This window comes from Blastococcus sp. OS1-29 (genome assembly GCF_057628075.1).
Window position 1 is genome coordinate 83,376 of record NZ_JBXXJK010000008.1, and the last position, 25,799, is coordinate 109,174.

24 protein-coding genes are annotated in these 25,799 nt (G+C 71.9%); 9 read left to right on the top strand and 15 right to left on the bottom strand.

The window, feature by feature from the left end:
* The first annotated feature begins 53 nt into the window (after positions 1-53).
* Positions 54-749, top strand: a complete 696-nt coding sequence (locus AC2H4J_RS19830) for a hypothetical protein (protein ID WP_487466625.1) — start codon at positions 54-56, stop codon at positions 747-749.
* A 5-nt stretch (positions 750-754) separates the two neighbouring features.
* On the opposite strand, the gene AC2H4J_RS19835 is transcribed toward AC2H4J_RS19830, so the two are convergent.
* Positions 755-2,281, bottom strand: coding sequence for an alpha/beta hydrolase family protein (locus AC2H4J_RS19835; protein ID WP_487466626.1), 1,527 nt, complete (start codon positions 2,279-2,281; stop codon positions 755-757).
* A 108-nt stretch (positions 2,282-2,389) separates the two neighbouring features.
* Between AC2H4J_RS19835 and mgrA the strand changes: the two genes are divergently transcribed.
* A complete protein-coding gene (mgrA, locus tag AC2H4J_RS19840; protein ID WP_487466627.1) occupies positions 2,390-3,421 on the top strand; it encodes an L-glyceraldehyde 3-phosphate reductase in 1,032 nt (343 codons plus the stop codon).
* Between the two features lie 68 nt (positions 3,422-3,489).
* Here mgrA and AC2H4J_RS19845 read toward each other — a convergent pair whose 3' ends face one another.
* Genes AC2H4J_RS19845 through AC2H4J_RS19865 form a run of 5 tightly spaced genes read right to left on the bottom strand, consistent with a single transcriptional unit; the run spans position 3,490 to position 8,707 of the window.
* A complete protein-coding gene (locus tag AC2H4J_RS19845; protein WP_487466628.1) occupies positions 3,490-4,902 on the bottom strand; it encodes an NAD-dependent succinate-semialdehyde dehydrogenase in 1,413 nt (470 codons plus the stop codon).
* Positions 4,895-5,188, bottom strand: coding sequence for a putative quinol monooxygenase (locus AC2H4J_RS19850; protein WP_487466629.1), 294 nt, complete (start codon positions 5,186-5,188; stop codon positions 4,895-4,897). The genes AC2H4J_RS19845 and AC2H4J_RS19850 overlap by 8 nt, the downstream gene beginning before the upstream one ends.
* A 1-nt stretch (position 5,189) precedes the next feature.
* Entirely contained in the window at positions 5,190-6,068 is an 879-nt protein-coding gene (locus tag AC2H4J_RS19855) for a fumarylacetoacetate hydrolase family protein (RefSeq protein WP_487466630.1), read from the bottom strand.
* A 5-nt stretch (positions 6,069-6,073) separates the two neighbouring features.
* The gene (locus AC2H4J_RS19860) at positions 6,074-6,937 is read right to left on the bottom strand and encodes a PEP/pyruvate-binding domain-containing protein (RefSeq protein WP_487466631.1); all 864 of its coding nucleotides are present in this window, start codon (positions 6,935-6,937) and stop codon (positions 6,074-6,076) included.
* Positions 6,938-6,943: 6 nt separating this feature from the next.
* Complete coding sequence (locus AC2H4J_RS19865; RefSeq protein ID WP_487466632.1) at positions 6,944-8,707, bottom strand: PEP-utilizing enzyme; 1,764 nt, start codon at positions 8,705-8,707, stop codon at positions 6,944-6,946.
* Between the two features lie 272 nt (positions 8,708-8,979).
* On the opposite strand from AC2H4J_RS19865, the gene AC2H4J_RS19870 reads away from it, so the two are divergent.
* Positions 8,980-9,642 (top strand): GntR family transcriptional regulator, encoded by a 663-nt coding sequence (locus AC2H4J_RS19870; RefSeq protein ID WP_487466633.1) that lies wholly within the window; start codon positions 8,980-8,982, stop codon positions 9,640-9,642.
* Between the two features lie 20 nt (positions 9,643-9,662).
* Here AC2H4J_RS19870 and AC2H4J_RS19875 read toward each other — a convergent pair whose 3' ends face one another.
* The 4 genes from AC2H4J_RS19875 to AC2H4J_RS19890 are packed head-to-tail and all read right to left on the bottom strand — an operon-like array spanning position 9,663 to position 13,258.
* Positions 9,663-10,388, bottom strand: a complete 726-nt coding sequence (locus tag AC2H4J_RS19875) for an ABC transporter ATP-binding protein (protein ID WP_487466634.1) — start codon at positions 10,386-10,388, stop codon at positions 9,663-9,665.
* Positions 10,381-11,142 (bottom strand): ABC transporter ATP-binding protein, encoded by a 762-nt coding sequence (locus AC2H4J_RS19880; RefSeq protein WP_487466635.1) that lies wholly within the window; start codon positions 11,140-11,142, stop codon positions 10,381-10,383. Before AC2H4J_RS19880 ends, AC2H4J_RS19875 begins: the two co-directional genes overlap by 8 nt.
* The gene (locus tag AC2H4J_RS19885) at positions 11,142-12,173 is read right to left on the bottom strand and encodes a branched-chain amino acid ABC transporter permease (RefSeq protein WP_487466636.1); all 1,032 of its coding nucleotides are present in this window, start codon (positions 12,171-12,173) and stop codon (positions 11,142-11,144) included. The genes AC2H4J_RS19880 and AC2H4J_RS19885 overlap by 1 nt, the downstream gene beginning before the upstream one ends.
* Before the next feature lie 59 nt (positions 12,174-12,232).
* On the bottom strand, positions 12,233-13,258 hold the full coding sequence (locus tag AC2H4J_RS19890) for a branched-chain amino acid ABC transporter permease (protein WP_487466637.1): 1,026 nt from the start codon (positions 13,256-13,258) through the stop codon (positions 12,233-12,235).
* 171 nt (positions 13,259-13,429) lie between these two features.
* Here AC2H4J_RS19890 and AC2H4J_RS19895 point away from each other — a divergent pair, with 171 nt between their 5' ends.
* The 6 genes from AC2H4J_RS19895 to AC2H4J_RS19920 all read left to right on the top strand — a co-directional run bounded on the left by AC2H4J_RS19895 (position 13,430) and on the right by AC2H4J_RS19920 (position 20,650).
* Positions 13,430-14,641 (top strand): Tm-1-like ATP-binding domain-containing protein, encoded by a 1,212-nt coding sequence (locus AC2H4J_RS19895; RefSeq protein WP_487466638.1) that lies wholly within the window; start codon positions 13,430-13,432, stop codon positions 14,639-14,641.
* Entirely contained in the window at positions 14,638-15,465 is an 828-nt protein-coding gene (locus AC2H4J_RS19900; protein WP_487466639.1) for a phosphoenolpyruvate hydrolase family protein, read from the top strand. Before AC2H4J_RS19895 ends, AC2H4J_RS19900 begins: the two co-directional genes overlap by 4 nt.
* 155 nt (positions 15,466-15,620) lie before the next feature.
* Entirely contained in the window at positions 15,621-16,328 is a 708-nt protein-coding gene (locus AC2H4J_RS19905; protein ID WP_487466640.1) for a GntR family transcriptional regulator, read from the top strand.
* A 40-nt stretch (positions 16,329-16,368) separates the two neighbouring features.
* Positions 16,369-17,859, top strand: a complete 1,491-nt coding sequence (locus AC2H4J_RS19910) for a CoA-acylating methylmalonate-semialdehyde dehydrogenase (RefSeq protein ID WP_487466641.1) — start codon at positions 16,369-16,371, stop codon at positions 17,857-17,859.
* Between the two features lie 234 nt (positions 17,860-18,093).
* Positions 18,094-19,470: an ABC transporter substrate-binding protein gene (locus AC2H4J_RS19915; protein ID WP_487466642.1), complete on the top strand. Its 1,377-nt coding sequence runs from the start codon at positions 18,094-18,096 to the stop codon at positions 19,468-19,470.
* A gap of 79 nt (positions 19,471-19,549) precedes the next feature.
* The gene (locus AC2H4J_RS19920) at positions 19,550-20,650 is read left to right on the top strand and encodes a transaldolase family protein (protein ID WP_487466643.1); all 1,101 of its coding nucleotides are present in this window, start codon (positions 19,550-19,552) and stop codon (positions 20,648-20,650) included.
* A 74-nt stretch (positions 20,651-20,724) separates the two neighbouring features.
* Here AC2H4J_RS19920 and AC2H4J_RS19925 read toward each other — a convergent pair whose 3' ends face one another.
* The 5 genes from AC2H4J_RS19925 to AC2H4J_RS19945 form a co-directional block, all read right to left on the bottom strand.
* Complete coding sequence (locus AC2H4J_RS19925) at positions 20,725-21,840, bottom strand: NAD(P)-dependent alcohol dehydrogenase (RefSeq protein WP_487466644.1); 1,116 nt, start codon at positions 21,838-21,840, stop codon at positions 20,725-20,727.
* Positions 21,837-22,622, bottom strand: a complete 786-nt coding sequence (locus AC2H4J_RS19930) for an SDR family NAD(P)-dependent oxidoreductase (RefSeq protein WP_487466645.1) — start codon at positions 22,620-22,622, stop codon at positions 21,837-21,839. Before AC2H4J_RS19930 ends, AC2H4J_RS19925 begins: the two co-directional genes overlap by 4 nt.
* A gap of 23 nt (positions 22,623-22,645) precedes the next feature.
* Positions 22,646-23,518 carry an MBL fold metallo-hydrolase gene (locus AC2H4J_RS19935; RefSeq protein ID WP_487466646.1) on the bottom strand — a complete coding sequence of 291 codons (873 nt, stop codon included), beginning with the start codon at positions 23,516-23,518 and terminating at the stop codon, positions 22,646-22,648.
* Positions 23,519-23,758: 240 nt separating this feature from the next.
* Positions 23,759-24,415 (bottom strand): histidine phosphatase family protein, encoded by a 657-nt coding sequence (locus AC2H4J_RS19940; RefSeq protein WP_487466647.1) that lies wholly within the window; start codon positions 24,413-24,415, stop codon positions 23,759-23,761.
* A gap of 80 nt (positions 24,416-24,495) precedes the next feature.
* Entirely contained in the window at positions 24,496-25,782 is a 1,287-nt protein-coding gene (locus AC2H4J_RS19945; RefSeq protein ID WP_487466648.1) for a Tm-1-like ATP-binding domain-containing protein, read from the bottom strand.
* Between the last annotated feature and the right edge of the window lie 17 nt (positions 25,783-25,799).

Genomic DNA, 25,799 nt, shown 5'->3' on the forward strand with positions numbered 1-25,799 from the left:
ACCCCAGGTCATGAGACGCTACCGGCTCGGATCTCGACGGCGAGGGGGAGTGGGTGCGGCGCGTGGTGCCGGTGCTCGTCGCCGTCGTGGTGACGACGGCGGGGTGCGGGTTCCTGAACGACCTCTCCCACCCCGAGGCGCCCGGGCCGCAGTCCGCCACCGCCGCCGCGCCACCGGCCACGACGACCCCCGCGCCACCTCCGCCCGTCGTCGACGCCGACCTGCAGATGTCGAGCGGCGCGCCGAGCGGCCATCTGAGCGTCACGCTCGATCGATCCCGGACCGGTCTGGTGCCCCCCGTCTCCGACGCCGAGGCCTGCCACTTCGACGGCCCGTCACTGGAGTACGTACCGGTCCGGTTCGCCACCCCGCCGGGGCTGGCCGCGCACGTCGAGATCAGCACCGGGCCGGCCACGCCGACCGACATCGGCGACGTCGGCATCTTCGTCGAGTCCAACGGCGGCGATCAGGTGTACTGCACCGATTTCCCGCCGCTGCCGACGCGGGACACGTTCTGGAACCAGTCGGGTGCCCCCACGATCACCGCCTGGGTCGTTCTCGACCATGCGGTCACCCCGGCCACGCCGGAGGGGCGCCCGGAGGTCTTCCCGACCCTGCAGCTCCAGATCTCGCACCTCCGGATGCTGTCCGACCCCGCCGGCGCGGGACGGACCCTGGTTCCCGGAGCGCTCGGGCGCGGGGCGGTCTGCCCCGACGACCCCGCGGCGATCTGCGTGCCGCTGGGCTGACGGGCTCAGCCGCAGCCGACGCCCGCGACGTCGTCGTCGACCTGCCGGCCGGACGCCGTTCCGATGTCGTAACCGGAGCAGAAGTAGAACGAGAGGCGGTCGGCCCGGTTCAGCGTCACCGACTTCCACGCGCCGGAGCTGGTCGGCTCCAGGTAGGTGAACGAGGTCGCCAGCAGCGCGTCGTCGGCGGCCGGGTCGTGCTGCAGGTACTTGCCGAGCCAGGCCTGCGTGTAGTGGCTGGCGACGTCCTGCCCGTACCGGGACGCGGGCAGCACGTAGGCGATGTCGGTGTACTCCAGGTGGGTCGAGGCCCGGGGCACGACGACCATCGAGTCGACGCCGGCCTTCTTCCAGCCCTGGTAGCCGGTCTTCTCCTCGCGGTAGGGATCCGGTGCCTCGGTCGGGGAGCCCACGCCGGCCGGGTCGAACAGACCCGAGTTGGCGACGTAGGGCGCGACGGTGAAGCCGTACTCCGACTGCACCCCCAGCCCGGGGACGACGGGGGTCAGCGGGCCCTGCGCGTCGAACTCCGGCGCGCCGCCGATGGACGCCGTGGTGGAGAGCTTGTCGAGCGCGACCACCGCCGCCACGCGGTCGTCGACCCCCTGGACGTAGGAGACGGCGAGGGCGCCGAGGGAGTGCCCGACCAGCGCCAGCCGCGTCGTCCGCCCCGGCGTCGCCGAGACGGGGTCGGGGGAGCGGTCGAACTTCTGCCACAGCGGGTTGAAGGCGTCGACCGTGGCGCTCCCGGCGCCGGGGTTGCCGTAGGGAGCCGAGGGCGTCGAGAGGAAGAAGTCGATCGCGTCCTCGGTGCCGTAGACGAAGTTCGACGTCTGCTGGGACGGCGCACCGGGGCAGGAGGTCTGCTCCCCGGCGAGCGGTGCCGCGGAGAGGTCGCAGTAGGGGAGGTCCAGGGCGTCGCCGGTGTGCGGGAACGTCTCGCTGCGGCCCTGCCCCTGCACGTCGTAGGTGAGGACGACGTAGCCCCGCTCGGCCAGGTCCTGCGCGAGCCACCAGTACATCCGCTCGCTGCCCTGCACCGAGCCGGTCGTGATGACGACGCCGGGGAACGGGCCGGTCAGCTCCCGGCCGGTGTACGGGTCGTGCGCGCCCGGCAGCGGGGCGAAGACGTCGCCCTGGAGCAGCGCGCCGTACCGGTTCGTGAACGAGACCGCGGTCATCGTGCCGCGGGTGCCCGCCCAGTCCTTGCGGTAGGGGTTGCCGCTGTTCCAGCCCGGCACGGCCGTGGCCGGCGTGAGCGCCGGGCGGTTCGGCCTGGCGGCCTGTGCCTGCAGGTCGGCGGCGAAGACCGGGTTGAGGTACTGCGCGCTCGCCAGTCCGTACGCCGGTGACAGCTGCCCGTCCGGAGCGGTCTGCCGGCCGTAGGCATCGGCGATGTTCTGCGCGTCGCGCGCCAGGTACTCCGGCGTCCCCGGCGTCGGGCCGCCGGGGGCCGCTGCCGCGCCGGAGGTCCCGGCGACGACGGCGGACAACGCGAGGGCGAGGACGACGGCAGTGCGTGGTCGGCGCATCAGGACTCCTGGGACGGCGGGCGGCGTCCTGTCCCAACGAGCCGGGACGTATGCGGTTACCGCCTGACACAGGTACCGGTGGAGGCGCCGGCCGGGCACGATGCAGCCATGAGCTACCGCGCAGCCGACGATCGCTACGACTCCATGACCTACCGGCGCACCGGCCGCAGCGGCCTCGACCTGCCGGCGATCAGCCTCGGCCTGTGGCACAACTTCGGCGACGACATGCCCGCAGGCCGGCAGCGGGCGATCCTGCGCCGCGCCTTCGACCGCGGCGTCACCCACTTCGATCTCGCCAACAACTACGGACCTCCCTACGGCTCGGCCGAGACGAACTTCGGCCGTCACCTCGCCGACGACTTCGCCCCGTACCGCGACGAGCTCGTGATCTCGACCAAGGCCGGCTACGACATGTGGCCCGGCCCGTACGGTCAGGGCGGCGGGTCGCGCAAGTACGTGCTGTCGAGCCTCGACCAGTCCCTCTCGCGGATGCGCCTGGACTACGTCGACATCTTCTACAGCCACCGTCCCGACCCGACGACGCCGCTCGAGGAGACGATGGGCGCCCTGGACACCGCCGTCCGGTCGGGGAAGGCGCTCTACGCCGGCATCTCCTCGTACTCGCCGCAGGACACCGCGAAGGCGGCGGAGATCCTGGGGGGCCTCGGGACGCCGCTGCTGATCCACCAGCCCTCGTACTCGATGCTCAACCGCTGGATCGAGACCGAGGGCCTGCTCGACACCCTGGAGGACGTCGGCGCCGGCTGCATCGCCTTCTCCCCGCTGGCGCAGGGCATGCTCACCGGCAAGTACCTCGACGGGATCCCGGAGGGCTCGCGGGCCAGCCAGGACAAGTCGCTGTCGCCCGACCTGCTCACCGACGAGGCGCTGACGCACGTCCGGGCGCTGAACGACATCGCCCGACAGCGCGGCCAGAGCCTGTCCCAGCTCGCGCTGGCCTGGGCGCTGCGCGACCGTCGGGTGACGACGGTCCTGATCGGGGCCAGCAGCGTCGAGCAGCTCGACCAGAACCTCGGTGCGCTGGAGAACCTGGCCCTCACCGACGACGAGCTGGCCGCCATCGACCAGCACGCCATCGACGCGGGCATCGACCTCTGGCAGGGACCCCGCACGGCCTGAGCGGTGTCCGTCATCGGGGTCGGCTTCCGCCCCCGTGTGGTCAGGGGGCGGACGCCGAGATCACGGCGTCACTCGGTCGCGGGCCCGTCGGGTACGCCGCCGCCGACGACGTAGGTGCGAGCGTTGGTGAACTCCAGCGCGCCGGCCTCGCCGAGCTCGCGGCCGTAGCCGCTGCGCTTGGTGCCGCCGAACGGCAGGCGGGGGTCGGAGGCGACCACCGCGTTGACGAACAGGGCGCCGGAGGTGATCCGCCCACCGACGGCGAGCGCGTGCTGCGGGTCGGCGCTCCAGACGCTGGCGCCCAGTCCGTAGCGGGTGGCGTTCGCGACCCGCACCGCCTCGTCGTCGTCGTCCACCGGGATCACCGCCGCGACGGGACCGAATGTCTCCTCCGCCATGACCGGCATCTCGAGGGTCACGTCGACCAGCACGGTGGGCGCGAAGAAGGCCCCGGGGCCAGCCAGAGGCGCGCCCCCGGCGAGCACGGTGGCACCCGCCGCCACCGACTCGCGCACCTGCCGGTCCAGCCCGTCGCGCAGGTCCATCCGCGCCATCGGCCCGACGGCAGTCGTCTCCTCGCGCGGGTTCCCCACCCGCAGCTCCGCCACCGCCGCGGCGAACCGCCGGCCGAACTCCTCGGCCACCGTCCGGTGCACGACGAAGCGCTTCGCGGCCAGGCAGCTCTGCCCGGAGTTCAGGTATCGGCTGCGGACCGCGCCGGCCACGGCCAGGTCGAGGTCGGCGTCGGCCAGCACCACGAACGGATCAGACCCGCCCAGCTCGAGCAGGCTCTTCTTGACCGCCCGGCCGGCCGCGGCCGCGACGGCCGCGCCCGCGCCCTCGCTGCCGGTGAGGCTGACCGCGGCGATCCGGTCGTCCTCGATGAGCACCCGGCTCACCTCGGGCACGTCGGTCTCCGCGACGACGATGCTGCGGAACACGTCGTCGGGCACTCCGGCGTCGGTCATCACCCGCTCGATCGCCAGCGCGCAGCCGGTCACGTTGGGGGAGTGCTTCAGGATCGCCGTGTTCCCGGCCATCAGGGTGGGCGCCGCGAAGCGCAGCACCTGCCAGAACGGAAAGTTCCACGGCATGACCGCGAGGACGACGCCCATCGGCTCGTGTCCCACCCAGGCGCGCCGGCCGGTGCCGACGTCGACCGGGCGTGGCGCGAGGAACCCCGGGCCGCGGTCGGCGTAGTAGTCGCACGCGGTGGCGGACTTCTCCACCTCCGCGCGCGCCTCGCCGATCGGCTTGCCCATCTCCGCCGTCATGAGCCCGGCCAGGTCGTCGGCCTGCTTGCGGAGCTGGGCGCCCACCGCACGGACGATCTCGGCGCGCTCCCCGACGGGACGGGCGGCCCATGCCGGCAGCGCCGCGTGCACTGCCCCGAGAACCTGGCGCGCTCCGTCGACGTCCGTGGCCGGGTAGGTGGCCAGCGCCTCCCCGGTCGACGGATCGACCGTGGTGACGTCAGGCATCGATGGTTTCGTAGGTCTTCACGCTGCGCTCGGCGAGATACTCGAGGATGTAGCCGAACACGTTCTCCTGGAAGTGCGGCGTGGCCTTGTGGTCCTCGTAGGCCTGGGCGTCGGTGTACTGCTCGTACAGGAAGAAGGTCTCCGGGTCCTCCGGGTTGACCTGCGCCTGGTAGAAGACGTTGCCGTCCTCGGCCCGGGACAGCGGCGTCATCTTCCTGATCACCTCGGTGACCCGCTCGGCCTCTCCGGGCTTGGCCTTCCAGGTGGCTGCGACGACGAATGCCATGTCAGTGGTCCTTTCGATCGGGGATGGGAGTGGCTCGGGGCTGGGTGGAGCGTGTGCCGACCGTGTTGCGCAGGACGCCGATCGGGCCGGCCTCCATCTCGATCACGTCCCCGGGCTGGATCCAGCGGTCCAGCTCGAGGCCGGAGCCGCCGGTGGCGGTGCCCGAGCCGAGCACCTCACCCGGCAGCAGGGTCTGGTCCTGCGCCGCGTAGGCGATGAGGTCGCCGAACGAGTAATGCATGGCCGCGATCCGGTCCCCGCCCCACCGTTCGCCGTTGATCCGCACCTCGAGCTCGAGGGTGTCGAGGTCGATCTCGTCCGACGTGACGATGCACGGGCCCAGCACGTTGGAGCCGTCCCACTCCTTCGCCTTGGCCGGGCCCATGCCGACCGGCAGCTCGCGGCGCTGCACGTCGCGGGCGGACATGTCGTTCCAGATCGTGAAGCCGAAGACGTGGTCGAGCGCGTCCGCCGCCGCCACGTCACGGCACGGCCGGCCGATCACCGCGGCGAGCTCCAGCTCGTGGTCGAGCTGGCGGCTGTAGGAGGGCCACGGCAGCACGGTGTCCGGACCGATGACCGTCGTCCCCATGCTCCGGTAGTAGACCGGCACCTCGTACCACTCGGCCGGTACCTCCCGGCCGAGGTTCTTGTACGCGTTCTTCAGATGCCCCTCGAAGGCGAGGAAGTCGCGGAACGACCGTGGCACCAGCGGCGCGAGCAGCCGGGCGCCGGCCACCGCCCGCTCGTCCCCGATCGGCGCCCCGGCCTCGATGAACGCCACCATGTCGCCGTCGAAGCCGACGTCGAGCACCGTCTCGCCGTCCAGCCGGCCCACCCGCGAGGGCGCGCCGCCGACGGCGTAGGTCACGAACTTCACGGGCGCTAGATGGTGGTGATCGGGCGGGACTGGAGGAGATAGAGGTCGCCATCGGCGTCGAAGGCCCACTCGATGTCCTGCGGGCAGCCGTGCAGCTGGGCGAGCTTCTGCCCCATCCGGGCCAGCGCCGCGCACTCGTCGTCGGCGAGCACGGGCTCGGCGTCCACGATCTTCGACTTCTTCACCACGCCCTCGCGGGACAGGGTGTAGTTGTCCGGCGTCGTCTCGCCGGAGACGACCGCCTCGCCGAGCCCCCGGGCGGCCTCGACGACCATGCGGTCCTTGCGGCCGTGCACCGGGTCGACGGTGAACAGGACGCCGGACTTCTGGCTGTCGACCATCTGCTGCACGACGACGGCCATGGCGACGTCCTCCAGCGACCCCTTCTCCTGCCGGTAGAAGACCGCCCGGTCGGTGAAGAAGGACAGCCAGCACTCCACGACGTTGTGCAGCACCGCCTCGAGGCCGTCGGTGTTGAGGAAGGTCTCCTGCTGGCCGGCGTAGCTGGCGCCGTCGGAGTCCTCGGCGCAGGCCGACGAGCGGACGGCGACCAGGCCCTTCAGCGCCGCGAACGCCGCCTCGATCAGCTCGCGGGGTGGCTGCGCCGCGGCGACGAGCGCGCGGGCGGCCTCGACGTCCTTGCGGCGCATGGCCTCCCGCAGGGACTCCTCGTCGACCGCGGCGGCGAAGGCCGCCGAGGTGATGACGAAGCCGGGCGGGACCGGCAGGTCCTGCGCGGTCATGGTCGCGAGGCTGGCGCCCTTGCCGCCGGTCAGCTCGACCACCTGGCAGCGGGGGTCGGCGAACGGCAGCACCAGCGGAGCGGCGGGCGTCGGCACGGCGGTCTCCTCGGTGAGGGTGGCGGTCATCGGGCCTCAGAGCGCCTGCGCCGGCGCGCTGCGGACGTCGCCGACGATCTCCACGCGGCCGGTGGACCCGTTGACGCGGATGCGATCACCGGTCTTGATCCGCCGGGTGGCGTCGGACGTGCCGACGACGGCCGGGATGCCGAACTCCCGCGAGACGACGGCGGGGTGGCTGGCCATGCCACCGGCGTCGGTGACCAGCCCGGCGATCTTGGTGAACAGCACGACCCAGGAGGGGCTGGTCATGCGGCACACCACGATCTCGTCCCGCTCCACCTCGCCGAACTGCTCGGCGGAGAGGACGACCCGCGCGGTGCCCTCGACCACGCCGGCGGAGGCCGGCAGGCCGGGGATCTCGCCCTCGTGGGAGGGCGCCGGCCGGTTGAGCTTCTCGGGGAAGGCCCACAGCGACCAGTACGGGAAGCCGACCGACGCCTCGGTGGCGGTGCCGATCCAGTCGCGCGGGCGGACCTCGTAGGCGTCCTCGCGGGCGTCGCGGCGGTCGCCGACCAGTTCCTTGGCGTCGAAGGAGTTGCTGCCGGCCATGAGGCGGCGCAGCTCGTTGTACTTGAGGTACATGACGTCCTCGGGGTCGTCGAGCCGGTCCTCGGCGACGAGCTTGCGGCCGATCGCGACGAGCACCAGCCGCACGCGGGCGTTGGTGCCCTGGTCGATGTAGAAGTGGTGGTCGGGGGTCAGCGGGTTCATCCGCAGCGACAGCTCGAGCGCCCGCTCCAGCTCGTCGCGGGCCGGGCCCGGCTCGACGCCCTCGAACACCTCGGCCTTCGCCTTCTCCAGGTCGTCGGCGACGGACTGCAGCTCGGCCGGGTAGTCGTAGTCGCTCTCGAGGTAGCCGCGGATCGCCTCGACGATCGGGGTCGGGTCCTCGCGCCAGGTCTTGAACGAGAACTCGTGCGCGTACATCGACTTGAAGCCGAACGCCTTCTGGTACGGCTCGATCTGCTCGGCGAGGAAGGCGCGGCCGGCGTCGGTGCCCTGCAGGGCGCGGATGACGTCGCCGGCGGTGGCCTTCTCGAAGGCGCGGGCGACGTCGCCCTGCTCCTTCTTGACGCTCTCCTTGATCTTCCAGAGCTCCTCGATGGAGTCCCAGTTGCGGTTGACCGTCGAGCTCTGCAGCCGGCCCATGAGCGAGGAGTGGTCACCGTCGCCCTTCGCGGCGGCCACCGCGGCGTTGAGCGCCAGGGTCGAGGAGAACTGGGCGAAGTTGAGCACCCAGTGGATCGACCAGTGCCGGTCGTGCATGTCGATCGCGTCCTCGAGCAGGATCGCGAGCTCGACGAGGCTTGCGCCGTCGTAGTCGTATTCGTCGAACCGGACGAAGTTGTGCTCCATCTCCGGGCGCAGCCGGTCCCGCCACCAGTCGAGGAAGTTCTCCGCGTAGTAGGGCAGCGTCCAGCCCATGTACGCGCCGAGCTCGGCCGGGTCCTGCGGGTCCAGGGGCACGCGCGGGGTGTAGCGGGTGCCGTACTCCGACGCCTCGGCCGACAGGCCCGGGGTCGCGGGGATGGCGGCGGTGTAGACGTAACCGTTGACGATCTTGGAGATCCAGTCGGCGGCGAACGGCGTCCCGAAGCGGCGGAACATGTAGTCGCACTTCAGCCACCAGCCGCCGATGTCGGCGTACATGGGGGAGATCGGGTTGGGGATGTGCAGGTCGTCGTGCACCCAGAAGAGCTCCTGCTGACCCTCCTGCCACTGCACGGGGAACTCGTCGTCCCCGTGGAAGGTCGCCAGTACCTTGTCGTCGCTCATGCCCACTCCGTCGTGAGTCGTAGGTCCGGTGCCGTAGCGGCGGGAGTTGTGCGGCGAGAGCCTGTGACGGTCCTCACGAACAACAATCGATAATCAAGCATGCGGCGGGACGCGGCGTCAACCCTCTGCCGCCACGCCGCGGACGAGAGGCTGGGGCCTGAACACCCGATCGCCCGCAGGCGGGCGGATTGCTTGACAGCAGGCGGCCCTGAGGGGCTAATTATCGATAACGGCACCACTTCGGTGCGGAGCATCGATGAGAGGCGGTGGACATGCCGCGGGGACCGCAGCGGACCGTCCTGCTCCGCGACTCCATCAAGGAGCGCATCGTCGAGCGGATCCTGGACGGCACCTACGGTCCGGGGGAGCGCATCGTCGAGAGCGCCGTCGCCGCGGAGTTCGGGGTGAGCCAGGCGCCCGTGCGGGAGGCGCTGCGCGACCTCGAGGCGATGCGCTTCGTCGAGTCGCAGCCACACCGGGGCGCCCGCGTGCGGGAGGTGACCAGCCAGGAGCTCGTGCAGATCTACCCCGTTCGGGCCGCCCTGGAGGAGGTCGCCGGTCGCGAGGCGGCGCCCCGCGTCACCGAGCGCGAGCTCGCGCTGCTCGGCGAGGAGCTCGCCGGCATGCGGCGGGCCGCCGAGGACGACGACCTGCACGCCCTGATGCTCCACGACACCCGCTTCCACGAGATCATCGTCGAGGCCTCGGGCAACCAGGTGCTGCTCGACGTCTGGCGGTCGCTGCGGGTCGAGGCCCGCAGCCTGGTCAGCGCGCTGAAGAGCCACTCCGACCTGCACGCGATCGCCGAGCTGCATCGGCCGGTCCTGCAGGCGGTCGAGTTCCGCGACCCCGATCTCCTGGGCAAGGAGATGCGCGCCCACATCGAGTTCTTCGGCGCCTCCGTGATCGGCCACCTGGGGCGCCCCACCGCCTGAGGAGGGCACCCTGTCCGTCCTCATGCGGCGGTGGGCTCCACCCCGAGGTAGCGGCGCTGGGCGTCCTCGTCGGCGAGCAGCGCGGCCGACGTCGTCTCCAGGGCCACCTCGCCGTGCACCATCACGAGCAGCCGATCGGCGACCGCCGTCGCCATGCCCAGGTTCTGCTCGACCAGCAGCAGGGTGAGGCCCTCGGCGACGAGCGTCCGGCAGGTCTCCGTCAGCTGCTCCACGATGGCCGGCGCCAGGCCCTCGGACGGCTCGTCCATGACCAGCAGGGTCGGGTTGGTCAGCAGCGCCCGTCCGATCGCGAGCATCTGCTGCTCGCCGCCGGACAGCATCGCCGCGCTGACCTTCCGGCGCTCGGCGAGGCGCGGGTAGAGGTCGTAGACGGCGTCGACGGACCACTGCCCTCGGCCGGCGAGCGACCTGCCGAGCATGCGCAGGTGCTCGTCGGTGGTCAGCGACGGGAAGATCCGCCGCCCCTGGGGCACGTACGCCACACCGCGCCGGCAGATGTCGTAGGAGGGCCGCCCGAGGATCTCCTCACCGGCGAAGCGGATCGAGCCGCGGGTGCGGGGCGGGGTCAGCCCCATGATCGCCTTGCACAACGTCGACTTGCCCATGCCGTTGCGCCCGACGATGCCGGTGGTGCGCTGCCCCACGGAGCACGACAGCTCGTGCAGTACGTGGGCGCTGCCGTAGTAGGCGTCGAGGCCGGAGATCTCCAGCACGTGCTCAGACATGTGCCCGTCCCAGGTAGAGGTCGTGAACGCGCTGGTCGGCCCGGATCTCGGCGGGGGAGCCTTCGACGATGACGACGCCGTCGTGCATCATCGTCACCCGCTCCGCCACGGTCAGGGCCACGTCCATGTCGTGCTCGATCAGCAGCAGGGTCACGTCGCGGTCGAGCGAGAGCAGCAGCTGGGTGAGCAGTTGTCGCTCCGCGCGGGACAGCCCGGCCGCCGGCTCGTCGAGCAGCAGCAGCCGCGGCTCGGCGATCAGTGCGAGGCCGATCTCCAGCTGTCGCTGCTCGCCGTGCGAGAGGTCGCCGGCGAGGGTGTCGAGCCGGTCGCCCATGCCGACGCTGGCCGCCGTCCGCCGGGCCCGCTCCCGGGCCGCGGCGTCCCGGCCGGTGCGCACCAGCCGGAACCGGCCGCCGTCCACCCCGATCGCGGCGAGGTAGAGGTTGTCGGCCACGGTCAGCCCGGTCAGCAGCCGCGACGTCTGAAACGTCCGCGACAGACCCATCCGGGTGCGCCGCCGCGCGCCCAGGTGGGTGACGTCCTCGCCGAAGAGCTCGATGCTGCCCGACGTCGGGGTGTCCGCCCCGGCGATCAGGTTGAACAGCGTCGACTTGCCGGCGCCGTTGGGGCCGAGCACAGCCCGCCGCTCGCCGCGCGGGATGTCCAGGTCGACGTCGCTCACCGCCACCACGCCGCCGAAGCGACGGCTGAGCCCGCGGACCCGCAGGACGGCATTCCCGACAGCGCTGTCCATCAGATCGCTCCGTTCGAGGAGACCGGGACCGGCGGGGCGGGCGCGGTGGCCGGCATCGCCGGCTCGACCGGACCACCGGGCAGGTGCCGTCGGACCCACGAGCCGACGTAGCCGAGCGCGCCGACCACGCCACCGGGGGAGACGAGGACGATGACCAGGAACACGACGCCCAGCCAGGTGGTGAAGCGATCGGTCCAGCCGCGCAGGTAGGTGTCGCACAGGGTGTAGAGCAGGGCGCCCACCCAGGCGCCCTCCAGCCGGTTCAGGCCGCCGATGACTGCCGCGGTCAGCACCAGGATCGCCACGCCCAGCGAGATGGAGCCGGCCGACATGCGGGTGTTGGACCAGGCCGCCAGCACGCCGGCTGCCCCCGCGACGGGCGCGGCGAGGGTGAACCCGAGGGTGCGGTGCAGCCGCACGTTGTAGCCGAGCGCCGCCATGCGCACCGGGTCGTCGCGCACGCCCTGCAGCGCCAGCCCGAACGCCGTCCGGGAGATGTAGCGCAGGCCGAGGAAGACGGCGAGCGCGACCGCCAGCACGAAGTAGTACATGCGCGTCGGGTGCTGCACCGGGTCGCCGATGACGGCCGGTGGGTGGACGCCGTTGATGCCCTCGTGCGCGCCGAACGTCGGCACCGCGGCGAAGTAGAAGTAGGTCACCTGCGCGAACGCCAGGGTGATGATCAGGTAGTAGATGCCCTGGCTGCCGCTGGCGACCGCGCCGAAGAGCAGCCCGACGGCGGTGGCGACCAGGATCCCGGCCAGTGCGGCCGCCCACGGGTTCCAGCCGGCCTCCACCGACAGCTTCGCCGCGATCAGGCCCGCGACCCCGAACAGTGCCGTCTGGGCCAGCGAGACCATGCCGCCGTGGCCGGACAGGAACGTGAGGCTGACCGCGGCGATGCCGAGCCAGAGGGAGGTGAGACCGACCTGGCTGGTGACGAAGGTGGAGAACAGCACCGGCACGAGAACGACCACGAGCAGGACGAGCGCGAGGACTGCGCGGGTGCCGAGGGCCCAGGTCCGTGTCAAGCCGCCGGAGGTGGTCGGGGGAGTCGTCGGGGGAGTCGTCGGGGGAGTCGTCGGGGGAGTCATAGCGCCTTCCCGAACAGGCCGGTCGGCCGGATGGCGAGGATCGCGGCGAGCAGCACGAAGGTGAGCAGGGCGGAGAGGTTCGCGTAGCCGGCGGGCAGGTAGGCGCTGGAGTACTGGTCCACCAGGCCGAGGAGCAGCGCGCCCAGTGCGGCGCCGCCCAGGCTCCCCATGCCGCCGACGATGACGACAACGAGCGCGCTGACGAGGAACGACTGGTCCTGCCCGGGGGCCAGTGACAGCGACGTCCCGGCGAAGACGCCGCCCAGGCCGGCCAGTGCGGAGCCGACGAAGAACGCGACCGCGAACACGCGCTGGACGTTCACGCCGAGCGCCGACGTCATCTGGGTGTCGTCGACGCCCGCGCGCACCACCATGCCGATCCGGGTCCGCTTGTAGACCAGCCAGAAGAGCGCGCCGACGACGAGCGCGGCGACCAGGATCGCGATGCGGAACGTCGGGTAGGCGAGGTCGTAGACGCCCAGGGGGAGGGGCTGCGCCAGGAACTCGGGGGGCACGATCGCGGTGGGCGCCGCACCGAAATAGGCGAGCATCTGGTCGGCGAGGATCAACGACACCGCGATGGTGATGAGCGCCTGCCGCAGGTCCTGGCCCTGGTTCCAGCGGAGGAACAGCTGGTGCATGACCAGGCCGACGATCCCGCTGACCACCATGGCCAGGAGGGCGGCCAGGCCCCACGACATGCCCGCGTCCTGGGCCAGCGTGAGGGCCACGTAGCCGCCGAGCAGGAACAGGGCCCCGTGGGCGAGGTTCGTGACCCGGAGCAGGCCGAAGATGAGCGTCAGCCCGCTGGCACTGATGAAGTACAGGCCGGCCAGGGTCAGCCCGTTCAGCGTGATGAGGATGAAGGTGGGGACGTTTCCCTCGGTGCCCCAGCCCGCCTCGAACGCCTGCCACAGCACGCCGAACAGCCCGAGCGCTCCCACCAGGACGGCGGCCGTCGCGGCCACCGGCAGGCGGAAGCGGTGGACGGAGCGGCGGGGCACCGCCGTCTGTGTGGCCATCCAGTGCACCGAGCCCTTCGCGTTCCCTCGCGGGTACCGATAATCGATTAGGCATGTCACCATATGGTCTGGATCACGTCAAGGAGTGCGCGGACGCCGGATGGTGCGGCGACGGCGTGCCGTTCCGTGCCGGCCCCCCGGAGCCGCAGACAGCCGCAGAGAGGTGGCCCCGTGAGCCCCCCGACCGTCGTCCTCGTCGGCACGCTCGACACCAAGGGGACGGAGTACGCGTTCCTCCGCGACCGGCTCCGGCGGGCCGGGGTGGACACCCTGCTGGTCGACGTCGGCACGCAAGGGGAACCCACCTGCGACCCCGACGTCCCGCGCGAGGAGGTGGCCGCGGCGGGCGGGTTCGACCTCGCCGAGCTGACCGACCGCGGGGCGGCGGTCGAGGCGATGTGCGCGGCCGCCCCGGTCGTCGTCCGGCGGCTGTTCGACGAGGGCCGCTGCCACGGGATCCTCGCGGCGGGCGGATCCGGCAACACCGCGATCGCGACCGCCGCGATGCGGGCGCTGCCCGTGGGCGTGCCCAAGCTCGTCGTCTCCACCATGGCCTCGGGCGACACATCCGCCTACGTCGACATCAGCGACGTCACGCTCATGCCCGCGGTCACGGACGTGGCCGGGCTGAACTCGGTCTCGGCGCGGATCCTGGCCAACGCCGCGGCCGCGATGGCGGGCATGGTCACCGCGCCCCCGGTGGACCTGGGGGAGTCGCGCCCGGTCGTCGCGGCCACGATGTTCGGCGTCACGACCGCGGCGGTCACCGCCGCCCGGGAGGAGCTGGAGCGCCGCGGCTACGAGGTGCTGGTCTTCCACGCCACGGGCACCGGCGGCCGCAGCATGGAGAGCCTCGTGGAGGGCGGGTTCGTCACCGGCGTCCTCGACGTCACGACGACCGAGCTCGCCGACGACCTGGTGGGTGGCGTGCTGTCGGCCGGGCCGCACCGGCTCGAGGCGGCCGGCCGCCGGGGCGTGCCGCAGGTGGTCTCGCTGGGCGCGCTGGACATGGTCAACTTCGGCTCTCGCGAGTCGGTGCCGGAACGGTTCGCCGACCGGAACCTGTACGTGCACAACCCGAGCGTCACGCTCATGCGCACGACGCCGGAGGAGTGCCGTGAGCTCGGCCGGCGGGTGGGTGCCAAGCTGTCGGCCGCCACCGGTCCCGTCGCGCTGTTCGTGCCGCTGCGGGGCGTCTCGGCGATCTCCGTCGACGGCGGCCCCTTCTTCGACGCGGACGCCGACGCCGCGCTGCTGGCCGGACTCCGCGAGACCCTCGCCCCGTCGGTCGAGGTGCACGAGGTGGACACGCACGTGAACGACCCCGCATTCGCCGCAGCCATGGCGCAGCGGCTCGACGACTTCCTGGGAGGCCATGCGTGAACGGAGACCTGGCGCGGCAGCGGCTGCGCGCGACGCGGGACGGCGGCGGCACGATCGTCGGCGCGGGCGCCGGCACCGGCCTGTCGGCGAAGTGCGCGGAGGCCGGCGGGGCGGACCTGATCATCATCTACAACTCCGGCCGCTACCGGATGGCCGGACGCGGTTCGCTCGCCGGCCTGATGCCCTACGGCGACGCCAACGCGATCGTGCTGGAGATGGCCGCGGAGGTGCTGCCCGTCGTCCGGGACACCCCGGTGCTGGCCGGGGTGTGCGGCACCGATCCGTTCCGGCTGATGGACCGGTTCCTGCGCCAGATCGAGGACGCGGGGTTCGCCGGGGTGCAGAACTTCCCGACGGTCGGGCTCATCGACGGCGTCTTCCGGGCCAACCTCGAGGAGACCGGGATGAGCTACGCGCAGGAGGTGGAGATGATCGGCCTGGCCGCCGAGCGCGGGCTGCTCACCACTCCGTACGTCTTCGACGTGGAGTCCGCCGAGGCGATGACCCGGGCCGGCGCCGATGTCCTCGTCCCGCACATGGGCCTGACCACCAAGGGCAGCATCGGCGCGCACACGTCGAAGACCCTCGACGACTGCGTGACTTTGATCCAGGAGATGCGCGACGCGGCGGTGGCGATCAACCCCGACGTGCTAGTGCTCTGTCACGGCGGCCCGATCGCCGAGCCCGACGACGCGCAGTACGTCCTCGAGCGCACCCGCGGGGTGGTCGGCTTCTTCGGCGCCTCCAGCATGGAGCGGCTGCCCACCGAGATCGCCCTCACCGAGAACATGCGCCGGTTCAAGGCGGTGCGCGCCTCAGCTTGACCCAGGCCTCTCCAGGGGTGATGATCGATTATCGAAGAACCACCGTAGTGGGGGAACGGGGCCCGGCGGGTGCCGGAGCGTGCGCGATGAAGTGGGATCGTCGGGGCAGCGGCCGTCGCCGCGCTTCCTCGACCAGTCAGGAACTGGAGGTGGCCATGTCCGGCCCCGACGCCCTCACCCGCAGCGTGCTCGCCGACCAGGTCAAGGAGCGGCTGCTCGAGGCCATCCTGGACGGCTCCTACCCGCCGGACTCCCGGATCGTCGAGACGGCGGTCGCGAAGGAGCTCGGCACCAGCCAGGCGCCGGTGCGGGAGGCGCTGCGCGGTCTCGAGGCGCTGGGCATCGTGGAGATCATGCCGTTCCGCGGGGCCCGCGTACGTCGCCTGGACGCCGCCGAGCTGCTCGAGGCCTACGCCGTCCGCTCCGCGATCGAGGTGCTGGGCGCCCGGCTGGCGATGGCCCGCATCACCGATGACGACGTGGCGGCGCTGCTGGCGATCGGCGAGGACATGCGCCGAGCGGCCGGCGAGGGCGACGGGCGCGCGTTGGCCATCGTCGACGCGAGCCTGCACGAGAAGCTGATCCAGCTCTCGGGCAACGGCACCCTCCTGCGGGTGTGGCGCTCGCTGGAGCCGATGTCGCGCACGTACATCACGCTGGTCGGCCCCGGCTCCGACCCGCAGTGGACCGCGGCGCTGCACGACCCGCTGCTCGACGCGATCCGCGAGCGCGACACCGAGGCGGTCGTGGCCGCCATCGAGCGTCACTTCGACGAGGTCCGCGAACGCCTCGCCGGCTCCCTCTCCGGGGCCGCCGAGCAGCAGACCCAGACGCACGACCCGAGAGCCACCGCGACGTCCTGAGGACGGCCGCGCCACCCAGGACGACGAGGGAGACCGCAGCGTGAGGACCATCCAGCACTGGATCGACGGCGCCGAGACCACCGGGTCCGGCGGCCGCCGCGGCGCGGTGTTCAACCCGGCGACGGGAGAGCAGCAGGCCGAGGTCGTCCTCGCCGAACCGGCCGACGTCGACCGCGTGGTCGCCGCCGCGGCGGCCGCGTTCGAGGAGTGGTCCGAGTCGTCGCTGTCCCGGCGCACCGGCATCCTGTTCGCCTTCCGCGAGATCGTGCAGCGGCGCAAGGGCGAGCTGGCGGCGGCGATCACCGACGAGCACGGCAAGGTGCTCTCCGACGCCACGGGCGAGGTGCAGCGGGGCCTGGAGGTCGTCGAGTTCGCCTGCGGCATCCCGCAGCTGCTCAAGGGCGAGTACAGCGACCAGGTCTCCACCGGCGTCGACAGCTACAGCTTCCGCCAGCCTCTCGGCGTGGTCGCCGGCATCACCCCGTTCAACTTCCCGGCGATGGTGCCGATGTGGATGTTCCCCGTGGCCATCGCCTGCGGGAACACCTTCGTGCTCAAGCCCAGCGAGCGCGACCCCTCCGCGGCCGTGCTGCTGGCCGAGATGTGGGCCGAGGCGGGTCTGCCGCCGGGGGTCTTCAACGTCCTGCACGGCGACAAGGTCGCCGTCGACGGCTTGCTGGACCACCCCGACGTCGCGGCGGTGTCGTTCGTCGGCTCGACGCCGATCGCCCGGTACGTGCACGAGCGGGGCACCGGAGCGGGAAAGCGGGTGCAGGCCCTCGGTGGCGCCAAGAACCACGCGATCGTGCTGCCCGACGCCGATCTGGAGTTCGCCGCCGACCACCTGGCCGCCGCGGCCTACGGCTCGGCGGGGGAGCGGTGCATGGCGATCTCCGCGACCGTCGCCGTCGGCTCGATCGGCGACGACCTCATCGACGTGCTCGACCGGCGCAGTCGCGCGGTGCGGGTCGGCCCGGGCCGGGAGTCCGGCAGCGATATGGGCCCCATCGTCACCCAGGCGTCGAAGGACCGGATCGTCTCCCTGATCACCTCGGGCGAGCAGAGTGGCGCGAAGGTCGTGGTCGACGGCCGCGACCTCGTCGTCCCCGGCCACGAGAGCGGCTTCTTCGTGGGCCCGACGCTGGTCGATCAGGTGACGCCCGAGATGGACGTCTACCGCGAGGAGATCTTCGGCCCGGTCCTGTCGGTGCTGCGGTCGGCGACCGTCGACGAGGCGATCGACCTGATCAACTCCAACCCCTACGGCAACGGCACGGCGATCTTCACCTCCCACGGCGGCGCCGTGCGGAAGTTCGTGCGCGGCGTGAAGGTGGGGATGATCGGCGTCAACGTGCCGGTGCCGGTTCCCATGGCGTATCACTCGTTCGGCGGGTGGAAGAACTCCCTGTTCGGCGAGCACCACGTCCACGGGGCCGACGGCGTGCGCTTCTACACGCGCGCGAAGGTGGTCACCCAGCGCTGGCCCGAGCTCGAGCAGGACGCGTCGTTCGACATGCCGACGGCGCGGTAGCCGGCACCAGGAGCGCGCGCGGCAGGACGGGCGGTGGGCCGGGAGGGCCCACCGCCGCTTCGCCGTGCCCGGGGTCCTCCAGCCGGTCACGGGACCGATCGGAACTCGCGCATCCGGGCTCTTGACGGCACGAAATTGTGATCCCTATCATCCGCGTTGATCGCCAATCGATTATCGGTTGGAATCCGATGCGGGCGGCGGAGGCCGCTCCACAGCCAGGGAGCAGGAGAGTCAATGAGGAACTCCAGGAGCCGGCTGAGCGGGCGCGGCGCAGCCGTCGCTGTCGCCAGTGCCGCGATGCTCGTGCTGGCCGCCTGCGGTGGCAGCGGCGGCAGCTCGTCCTCCGGATCGTCGGAGTCGGCGGCCGCGCCGGCGGACGCTCCCGCGGGGGCCATCAAGATCGGCGTGCTGACCACCTGCGGTGGCCCTTTCGCCACGTTCGAGGCGCAGTCGTTCTCGGGTGCCAAGTACGCCCTGATCGAGAAGGCGGGCGGCAAGGCCGACGGGACGAAGGCTCAGGACCAGGTGAAGGGAGCCACCGTCGGCGGCACCCCGCTGGCCATCAGCTACGGCTGCTCCGACGCCACGCCGGACAAGGCGGTGGCCGAGGCGCGCCGGCTGGTCGAGCAGGTCGGCGTCAAGATCCTCCTCGGCCCCCTGTCGGGGGACGAGGGCGTGGCCGTCGCGGAGTACGCGAAGAAGCAGCCCGACGTCACGTTCGTCAACGGCACCTCCGGTGCGCAGGCCACGACCCTGCAGGTCAAGGCGCCCAACTTCTTCCGCTTCGGTGGGGACGGCGCGCAGTGGCTGGCGGGTCTGGGCACCTACGCCTACAAGGAGAAGGGCTGGCGCAAGGTCGCCATCCTGGGCGAGGACTACTCGTTCCCGTACACGCAGGCCGCCGGGTTCGTCAGCGAGTTCACCTCGCTGGGCGGCGAGGTGACGGGCCGCACCTGGGTGCCGCTGACGCAGACCGACTGGTCCTCCCCGGTGGCGCAGCTGCCCCGTGACGTCGACGGCGTCCTGCTGCTGACCGGTGGGTCCAACACCATCGCGGCCGAGAAGGCGTTCATCCAGATCGGCAAGAAGCCGGGCGACTTCCTGCTCGGCGGGGCGGTCGTCATGGACCCGACGTCCTTCACCGTGGGCGACCAGCTCGACGGTCTCGTCGGCGCCTCGCCGGTGCCGGTCGGCAGTGACTCCGCGGACTGGACGAAGTACCTCGACGGGTTCCACAAGCAGTTCCCCGACGTCGACGGTCAGAGCCTGTTCACTGCGCTCTACTACGACGGCATGCAGGTGATCCTCGAGGCTCTCGACAAGACCGGCGGGAAGATCGAGGACCCGAGCGCCTTCCAGTCGGCCCTGGGTTCGCTGGCACCGAGCTTCCCCCGTGGGGCGGTCACCCTGGACGAGAACCGCAACTCGGTTCAGCCGAACTACGTCGTCAAGATCGTCAAGAAGGGCGGGGACCTGGGCTTCAAGCTGGTCTCCACGATCGACGACGTCGACCAGACCTTCGGTGGTCTGTTCGGGCCCGACTCGCCGAACCCGAGCCGCGACGAGCCGGCCAAGGCGTCGGGGAACCCGCCGCCGTGGGCGACGAAGTGAGCTGTTGACCGGCTGAACACCACTGTCGGCACGGTGCGCGCACCGCGCACCGTGCCGACAGCTCTTCGTGAGGAGTGAGATGACCGACCAGGTGACGACCGCCGCGCCTCCCGCACCGCCGCTGCTGCGCATGACGCGGGAGACACCCACCCGGCTCTGGAACGACTCGGCGACCCCGGCCGAGCTGTCGGCGGCCATCGGCTGGGGTGCGGTGGGTGCGACGTGCAACCCGGTCATCGCCCTCGGCGCCCTCAACAGCGACCTGCCGCGCTGGCGGCAGCGCATCCGGGAGCACGCCGAGCAGCACCCGACCGCGTCGGAATCCGCGATCGGCTGGGCGATGGTGAAGGAGCTCTCTGTCGAGGCCGCGTCCCTGCTGTCCGACGCCTTCACCGAGCACCGCGGCCGCAACGGGCGGCTGTCGGTGCAGACCGATCCGCGGCTGTACCGGGACACGGCCGCACTCGTCGCCCAGGCCCTCGAGTTCGACGCGCTGGCCCCGAACGTGATCGTGAAGATCCCGGCGACCGAGGCGGGCATCGCCGCGATGGAGGAGGCGACCTACCGCGGGGTGAGCATCAACGCCACGGTCTCCTTCACCGTCCCGCAGGCGGTCGCCGTGGCCGAGGCGATCGAGCGCGGCCTGCGCCGCCGCGAGGCCGAGGGCGCGGACGTGAGCACGATGGGCCCCGTCTGCACGATCATGGTGGGTCGCCTCGACGACTGGCTGAAGGCGGTGGCCGCTCGCGACGCCGTCACCGTCGATCCCGGCGTCCTGGAGTGGGCGGGCGTCGCGGTGTTCAAGCGGGCGTACCAGATCTACCGCGAGCAGGGTTTCCGCACCCGGCTGCTGTCGGCCGCCTTCCGCAACCACATGCACTGGAGCGAGCTCGTCGGCGGCGACGTCGTCATCTCCCCGCCGTTCGAGTGGCAGGTCCGGCTCAACGCCAGCGGCATCGAGCCCCGGCCGCGCATCGACGAGCCCGTCGCCGCCGGCGTCCAGGACACCCTGTACGGCAGGTTCCCCGAGTTCCGCCGGGCGTACGAGGCCGACGGCATGGCGATCGGGGAGTTCCAGGACTTCGGGGCGACCCGGAAGACGCTGCGGCAGTTCCTGACCGCCTGCAACGACCTGGAGGGCGTCGTCCGCGACGTGCTCCTGCCCGACCCCGCCCGCTGAGCGGAGCTCGCACCGAGTGCGACGAACCGGTGGCCATCACCCTCTGATCGCCACCGGTTCGTCGCACTCGGCGGTCAGCGCATCAGCAGGACGGGCTTGACGACGTCGCCCGCCTCGGTGTCGGCGGCGGCCCGGTCGATCTCGTCCAGCCGGTAGTGCGTGATCAGCCGGTCGAAGGGCAGCAGTCCGCGGCGGTGCAGCTCCCAGAGGCGGGGGATGGTCCGGGCAGGCGTGCTGTCGCCCTGCAGCACTCCGCGCACGGTCAGGCCCTTGGTCATGGCCTCGAGCATCGGGATGCCACCGGGAACGCCGGGGGGCGCGGTGCCGACGTAGGCGCAGGTGCCCAGCGAGTCCAGCGAGTGCACCGCCTGGGTCAGCACGTCGGGGACGCCGGTCGTCTCGAACGCGAAGTCCACGCCCCGCCCACCGGTCGCCTCGCGGACCGCCTCGACCGGATCCACGTCGGTCGGGCTCACGAGGTGGGTGGCGCCGAACTCGGCGGCCAGCGCGAGGCGGGACGGACGACGGTTGACCGCCACGATCGTCGTCGCGCCCGCCAGCCGGGCCGCCATGATCCCGCACAGCCCGACCGACCCGGCACCGAACACCGCGACCGAGGACCCCGGCGCCACCCGGAGCACGTCCAGGACGGTGCCCGCGCCGGTCTGCACCCCGCACGCCAGCGGGCCGGCGATGCGCAGGTCGACGTCGTCGGGGACCTTGACCGCGCTGCGGGCGTAGGCGACCGCCAGGGTGCCGAAGGACGACTGCCCGAAGAAGTGGTCGCCGACCGGCCGGCCCGCCGCGTCGGTCGTGGCGACGGATCCGTCGGGGCGCGCGCAGCGGAACTTCAGCGCGGCGATCGTGTCGCAGTAGGCCGAGCGGCCGGTGCGGCAACGGATGCAGGAGCCGCACGACGGGAAGCTGAGCACCACCTTGTCGCCGGCAGCGAGCCCGCGGACCTCGCTCCCGGTCTCGCGGACGATCCCGGCGCCCTCGTGGCCCAGGACGGCGGGCAGCGACTCGGGCCGGGAATCGCGCACGAGCAGGTCGGTGTGGCACATGCCGGACGCGACGATCTCCACGAGGATCTCGTCCGGTCGCGGCCCGGCCAGCTCCACCTGCTCGAGCGAGAACGCCCCGCCCGGCACCCGGGCGACCGCGCAGGTCGCCGCGTGGCCGGCGGTCACTGGGTCGCCGTGAGGCCGCCGTCGAGGGTGAGGATCTGCCCGGTCACGAACGACGAGGCGTCGGAGCAGAAGAACAGCAGCGCGCCGACCAGGTCGTCGGTGTCTGCGATCCGGCGCAGCGGGATGCGGGCGACCAGGTTGTCGTAGAAGCCCGGCTGGGCGAGCAGCGCCGCCGCCTGCTCGGTGCGGACGAAGGTCGGCGAGATCGCGTTGACCCGGATGCCGTGCTTGGCCCATTCGGTGGCGTGCTGCCGGGTGACGGCGTCCATCGCGCCCTTCGCGGCCACGTAGGCGGAGTAGCCGGCGTCGATACCGAGCTGGCCGCGCACCGAGCTGATGTTCAGCACCGATCCGCCGCGGCCACCGGCGATCATCGCTCGCGCGGCGGCCTGGGAGACGAGCAGCGCCGTCGTCAGGTTCAGGTCGAGGATGCGGTCCCACTCCGCCTTCGGGTAGTCCTCGGCCGGGTGGAGCGCGGTGCCGGCGCCCCCGCCGATGCCGTTGACCAGGATGTCGACCCGGCCGAACGCGTCGAGCGTCTGCTGGATCGCGTCGTTCGCCGTGGCCTCGTCCGTCATGTCGCCGGTCACGACGAGGGCCTCGCCGCCGGCGTTCTCGACCGCCTTGCGGGCCTCGGCCAGCCGTTCCTCCGAGCGGCCGATGATGGCCACCTTCGCACCGACGCCCGCCAGGGCGCCGCAGGTGCGCACGCCGACGCCGCCGGAGCCGCCGGCCACGACGGCCACGCGGTCGGCGAGGGTGAAGCGCTGCAGTTCATCCATGGTTGGTCGGTTCCTCCGGGACGTCAGCGGACGGGGGCGCGCTTGGCGGTGAACTTGTCCCACAGCGAGGCCGCGTTGAGCGTCTGGATGTGGTCCATCATGTAGCCCTGGCCGACGTCCACCGGCCCGAACTTGTCGCGGAAGTCGACCCGCGCGATCGTCTCCTCCCGCGACCAGCCCTTGGCCACGGCCTCGGCGACGGCGCTGGTCCACTCGAGCAGGACGGCCCGCTGGGTGGCCAGGTACGCCGGCGTGGTCACCGGGCCGTGGCCGGGGACGACGGTGTCGACGTCGAGGCCGGCGATCAGGTCGAGGGCGCCGACCCACTGGTCGATGTCGGAGGTCATGAGCCAGGTCTGGCACTCGGAGAAGACGGTGTCGCCGGTGAACACGACGCGCTCGTCGGGCACGTAGACGGCGACCTGGCCCGGCGTGTGCCCCGGGGTGTGGATCAGGTGGAAGGTCGTCGCGCCGACCTTCATCTCCAGGTCGCCGGTGAACACGAGGTCGCCGGCGTTCGGGTCCTCGTAGTAGGTGTCCCGGTCGGGGACGATGCCGGCCGCCTCCGGGTCGTCGGTGGGAATGGCCTCGAGGGCGTACGCGAAGGGGTCCAGGTCGGGCGTGGGCAGCATGAAGTTGTCGGCGACGCCCCGGTGGTGCACGACCGCGCCGGCGCCCTTGAACCAGTAGTTGCCGAAGATGTGGTCGACGTGGTGCTCGGTGTTGACCACGTACCGGATGGGCCCGTGCTCCTCGGCCGCGGCGCGCATCGCGACCGCCTTCGTCGGCAGCTGAGGCGTGTCGATGACCACCACGCCGGCCGACGTCACGACGTAGCTCGGATTGCAGCCACGGATCTCGGTGGACGTGAAGACATGGGGCGTCACGCGCTGCACGACGGAACCTCCCTGAGCACCGGCGGCCGGGCTCGCCCCGGCGCCACCTTCCCGGTGCAGCGGGTGCTGCCGCCTGGTCGGCGCTGACCGGTACGCACCTATAATCGATTCTCGATCCCTTGGCTGTCAACCGTGCTCGGGATGTTGTTCGGCGAACCCGGACGGACGGCGGAGGGCCCGGCGGCCCACGGTGATCCGTCGGTCGCCGGGCCCTCGATCGTCGGCCGGGAGCGCAGGTGGTCAGGGTGCCTCGGCGAGCACGCGCAGGCTCACCGAGCGATCCGCCCGGATCTCGGCTTCCAGCCCGGCGAGCCACATCGGCTCGCCGATGTCGCCGTCGGCGACCTCGAGGGCGCAGGCACGCAGCACGGGGGAGTGGGTGACACCCACGGTGAACGCGGTGTCGTCCTCCCGGTCGGCGAGGCTGGCGGCGAAGGCGCGGATGCGGGCGGCCACCGCCGCGGCGTCGTCACCCGGCGGCTCGGGGTGCCGCACCCACCAGCCGACGCGGTCGGGGACCGTCAGCCAGTCGGCGAAGAACCCGGCCTTGGCGACGTCGGCCTCGGTGAACCCCGGGACCTGGGCGGCGAAGGCCTCCTCGCTGCTGACCATGTCGACGCGGACGCCGGCGAGGTAGAGGTCGGGGTTGCGCAGCGCGAAGGCCACGCCGTCCTCCCGCACCTCGGCGCCGGCCTCCCTGGCTCCCCGGGCGACCGCGGCCGCGGTGTCCCGCGTGCGGCGGGTCTCGCCGCTGATCACCCGGATCGCGCCCTCGGCCCGGCCGGCGAGGCGGCGGCCGACCTCGACGGCGGTCTGCAGGCCGGCCTCGGTGACGGGGACGTCGCCGCGGTGCGAGCTGACCTCGCCGTGGCGGAGCAGGAACAGCCGCTGGGTCATGGATGCCTCCAGGTGGGGGGACGAATACGCCGGGACGCCGTCCCGTGGGGCGGCGTCCCGGCGCGGGGCGGGGCCGGGAGTCAGGAGGCGGCCGTCGCGGTGGCCACCGGGACGCCGGCCGCCCGCCGCTGCTCCCACTGCTTGGTGAACAGCTCGAACACGGCGTCGGCGAACGCGGTGTCGTTGATGTTGTTGTCCATCTCGACCACCTCGATACCCGTGTCGAGGGTCGCGCGGATGGCGTCCAGCAGCGGCGAGACGTCCACGCCGTGCCACTGGCTGCCCTCCTTGAAGTAGTTGTCCAGGCCGTTCAGCGGCAGCGCGACCGCCCTCGGGCCGGGCGCCGCATTGACGTGCTCGGCGATGTACTCGCCCAGCCGCCGCATCTCGTCCGGCGTCGCGAGCAGCGACGTGATGTTCGGGTTGTGGATGATGATGTTGCGCTCGTCGGTGTCGAACTCCGCCGGGATGGTGTTCCGCGCCCCGAAGTTGAAGCACTCGGCCGCCCCCGGTACGACGACCAGCGGGATGCCCGTGCGGACCGCGGCCTCCATGCGCTCGCAGCCCGGGTCGAAGATGCCCTTGTTCCAGTGGTTGATGATCTCCGGCAGCGTGTAGTCGATCAGCGCATCGATGGCCCCGGTGTCGATGAGGTGCTCCATGCCGGCACCCTCACCGACGGCGTGGAAGGTGACGACCTCGAAGCCGTTCTCCTCCAGCTGCTCCCGGATCCGCATCACGCCGGGCGTGGTCACCCCGAACATCGAGATGGCGACGAGCGGCTTGCTGGCCTCGGCCTGCGCCTTGGTGGCCTCGTAGCCGCGGGCCATGCCGGCCGCCGCGTGGGCGGCGTTGCTGAGGACCTGCTTGGAGATGCGGTTGAGCCCGGCGATGTCGGTGACGGCGTTCATGATCATCATGTCCGAGTGCCCGACGTAGGGCCGGGTGTTGTTGGACCCCATCGTGCTGACGATCAGCTTGGGCACGCCGATCCCCAGGTTCTGCAGCGCGCCACCGAGCAGGTCGGTGCCGCCGGTGCCGCCGAGGCCCAGGACCGCGTCGATCCGGCCCTCCGCGCACAGGTCGGCGACGACCGCACGCAGCCCCTCGCTCATCTTCGTGATGGCCACGTTGCGGCCGCCGGCGCCGCCCTCGACGCCGGCGGCGAAGTCGGCAAGGTCCACGCCGGCCCGGGCGGCCACCTCGGCGGAGGGGATGTCGGGGGTGAAGTACGGCTCGCCGAGGACCCCGCAGTCGACGACGAGGACGTCGACGTCGCTGGCGAGCAGCTCGTCTCGCACGAACTCGTACTCGGTCCCCTTCGTGTCGAGGGTTCCGGCGAGGCAGACGACGGGCTTGCGGGACATGGTCACTCCTTCGTGAC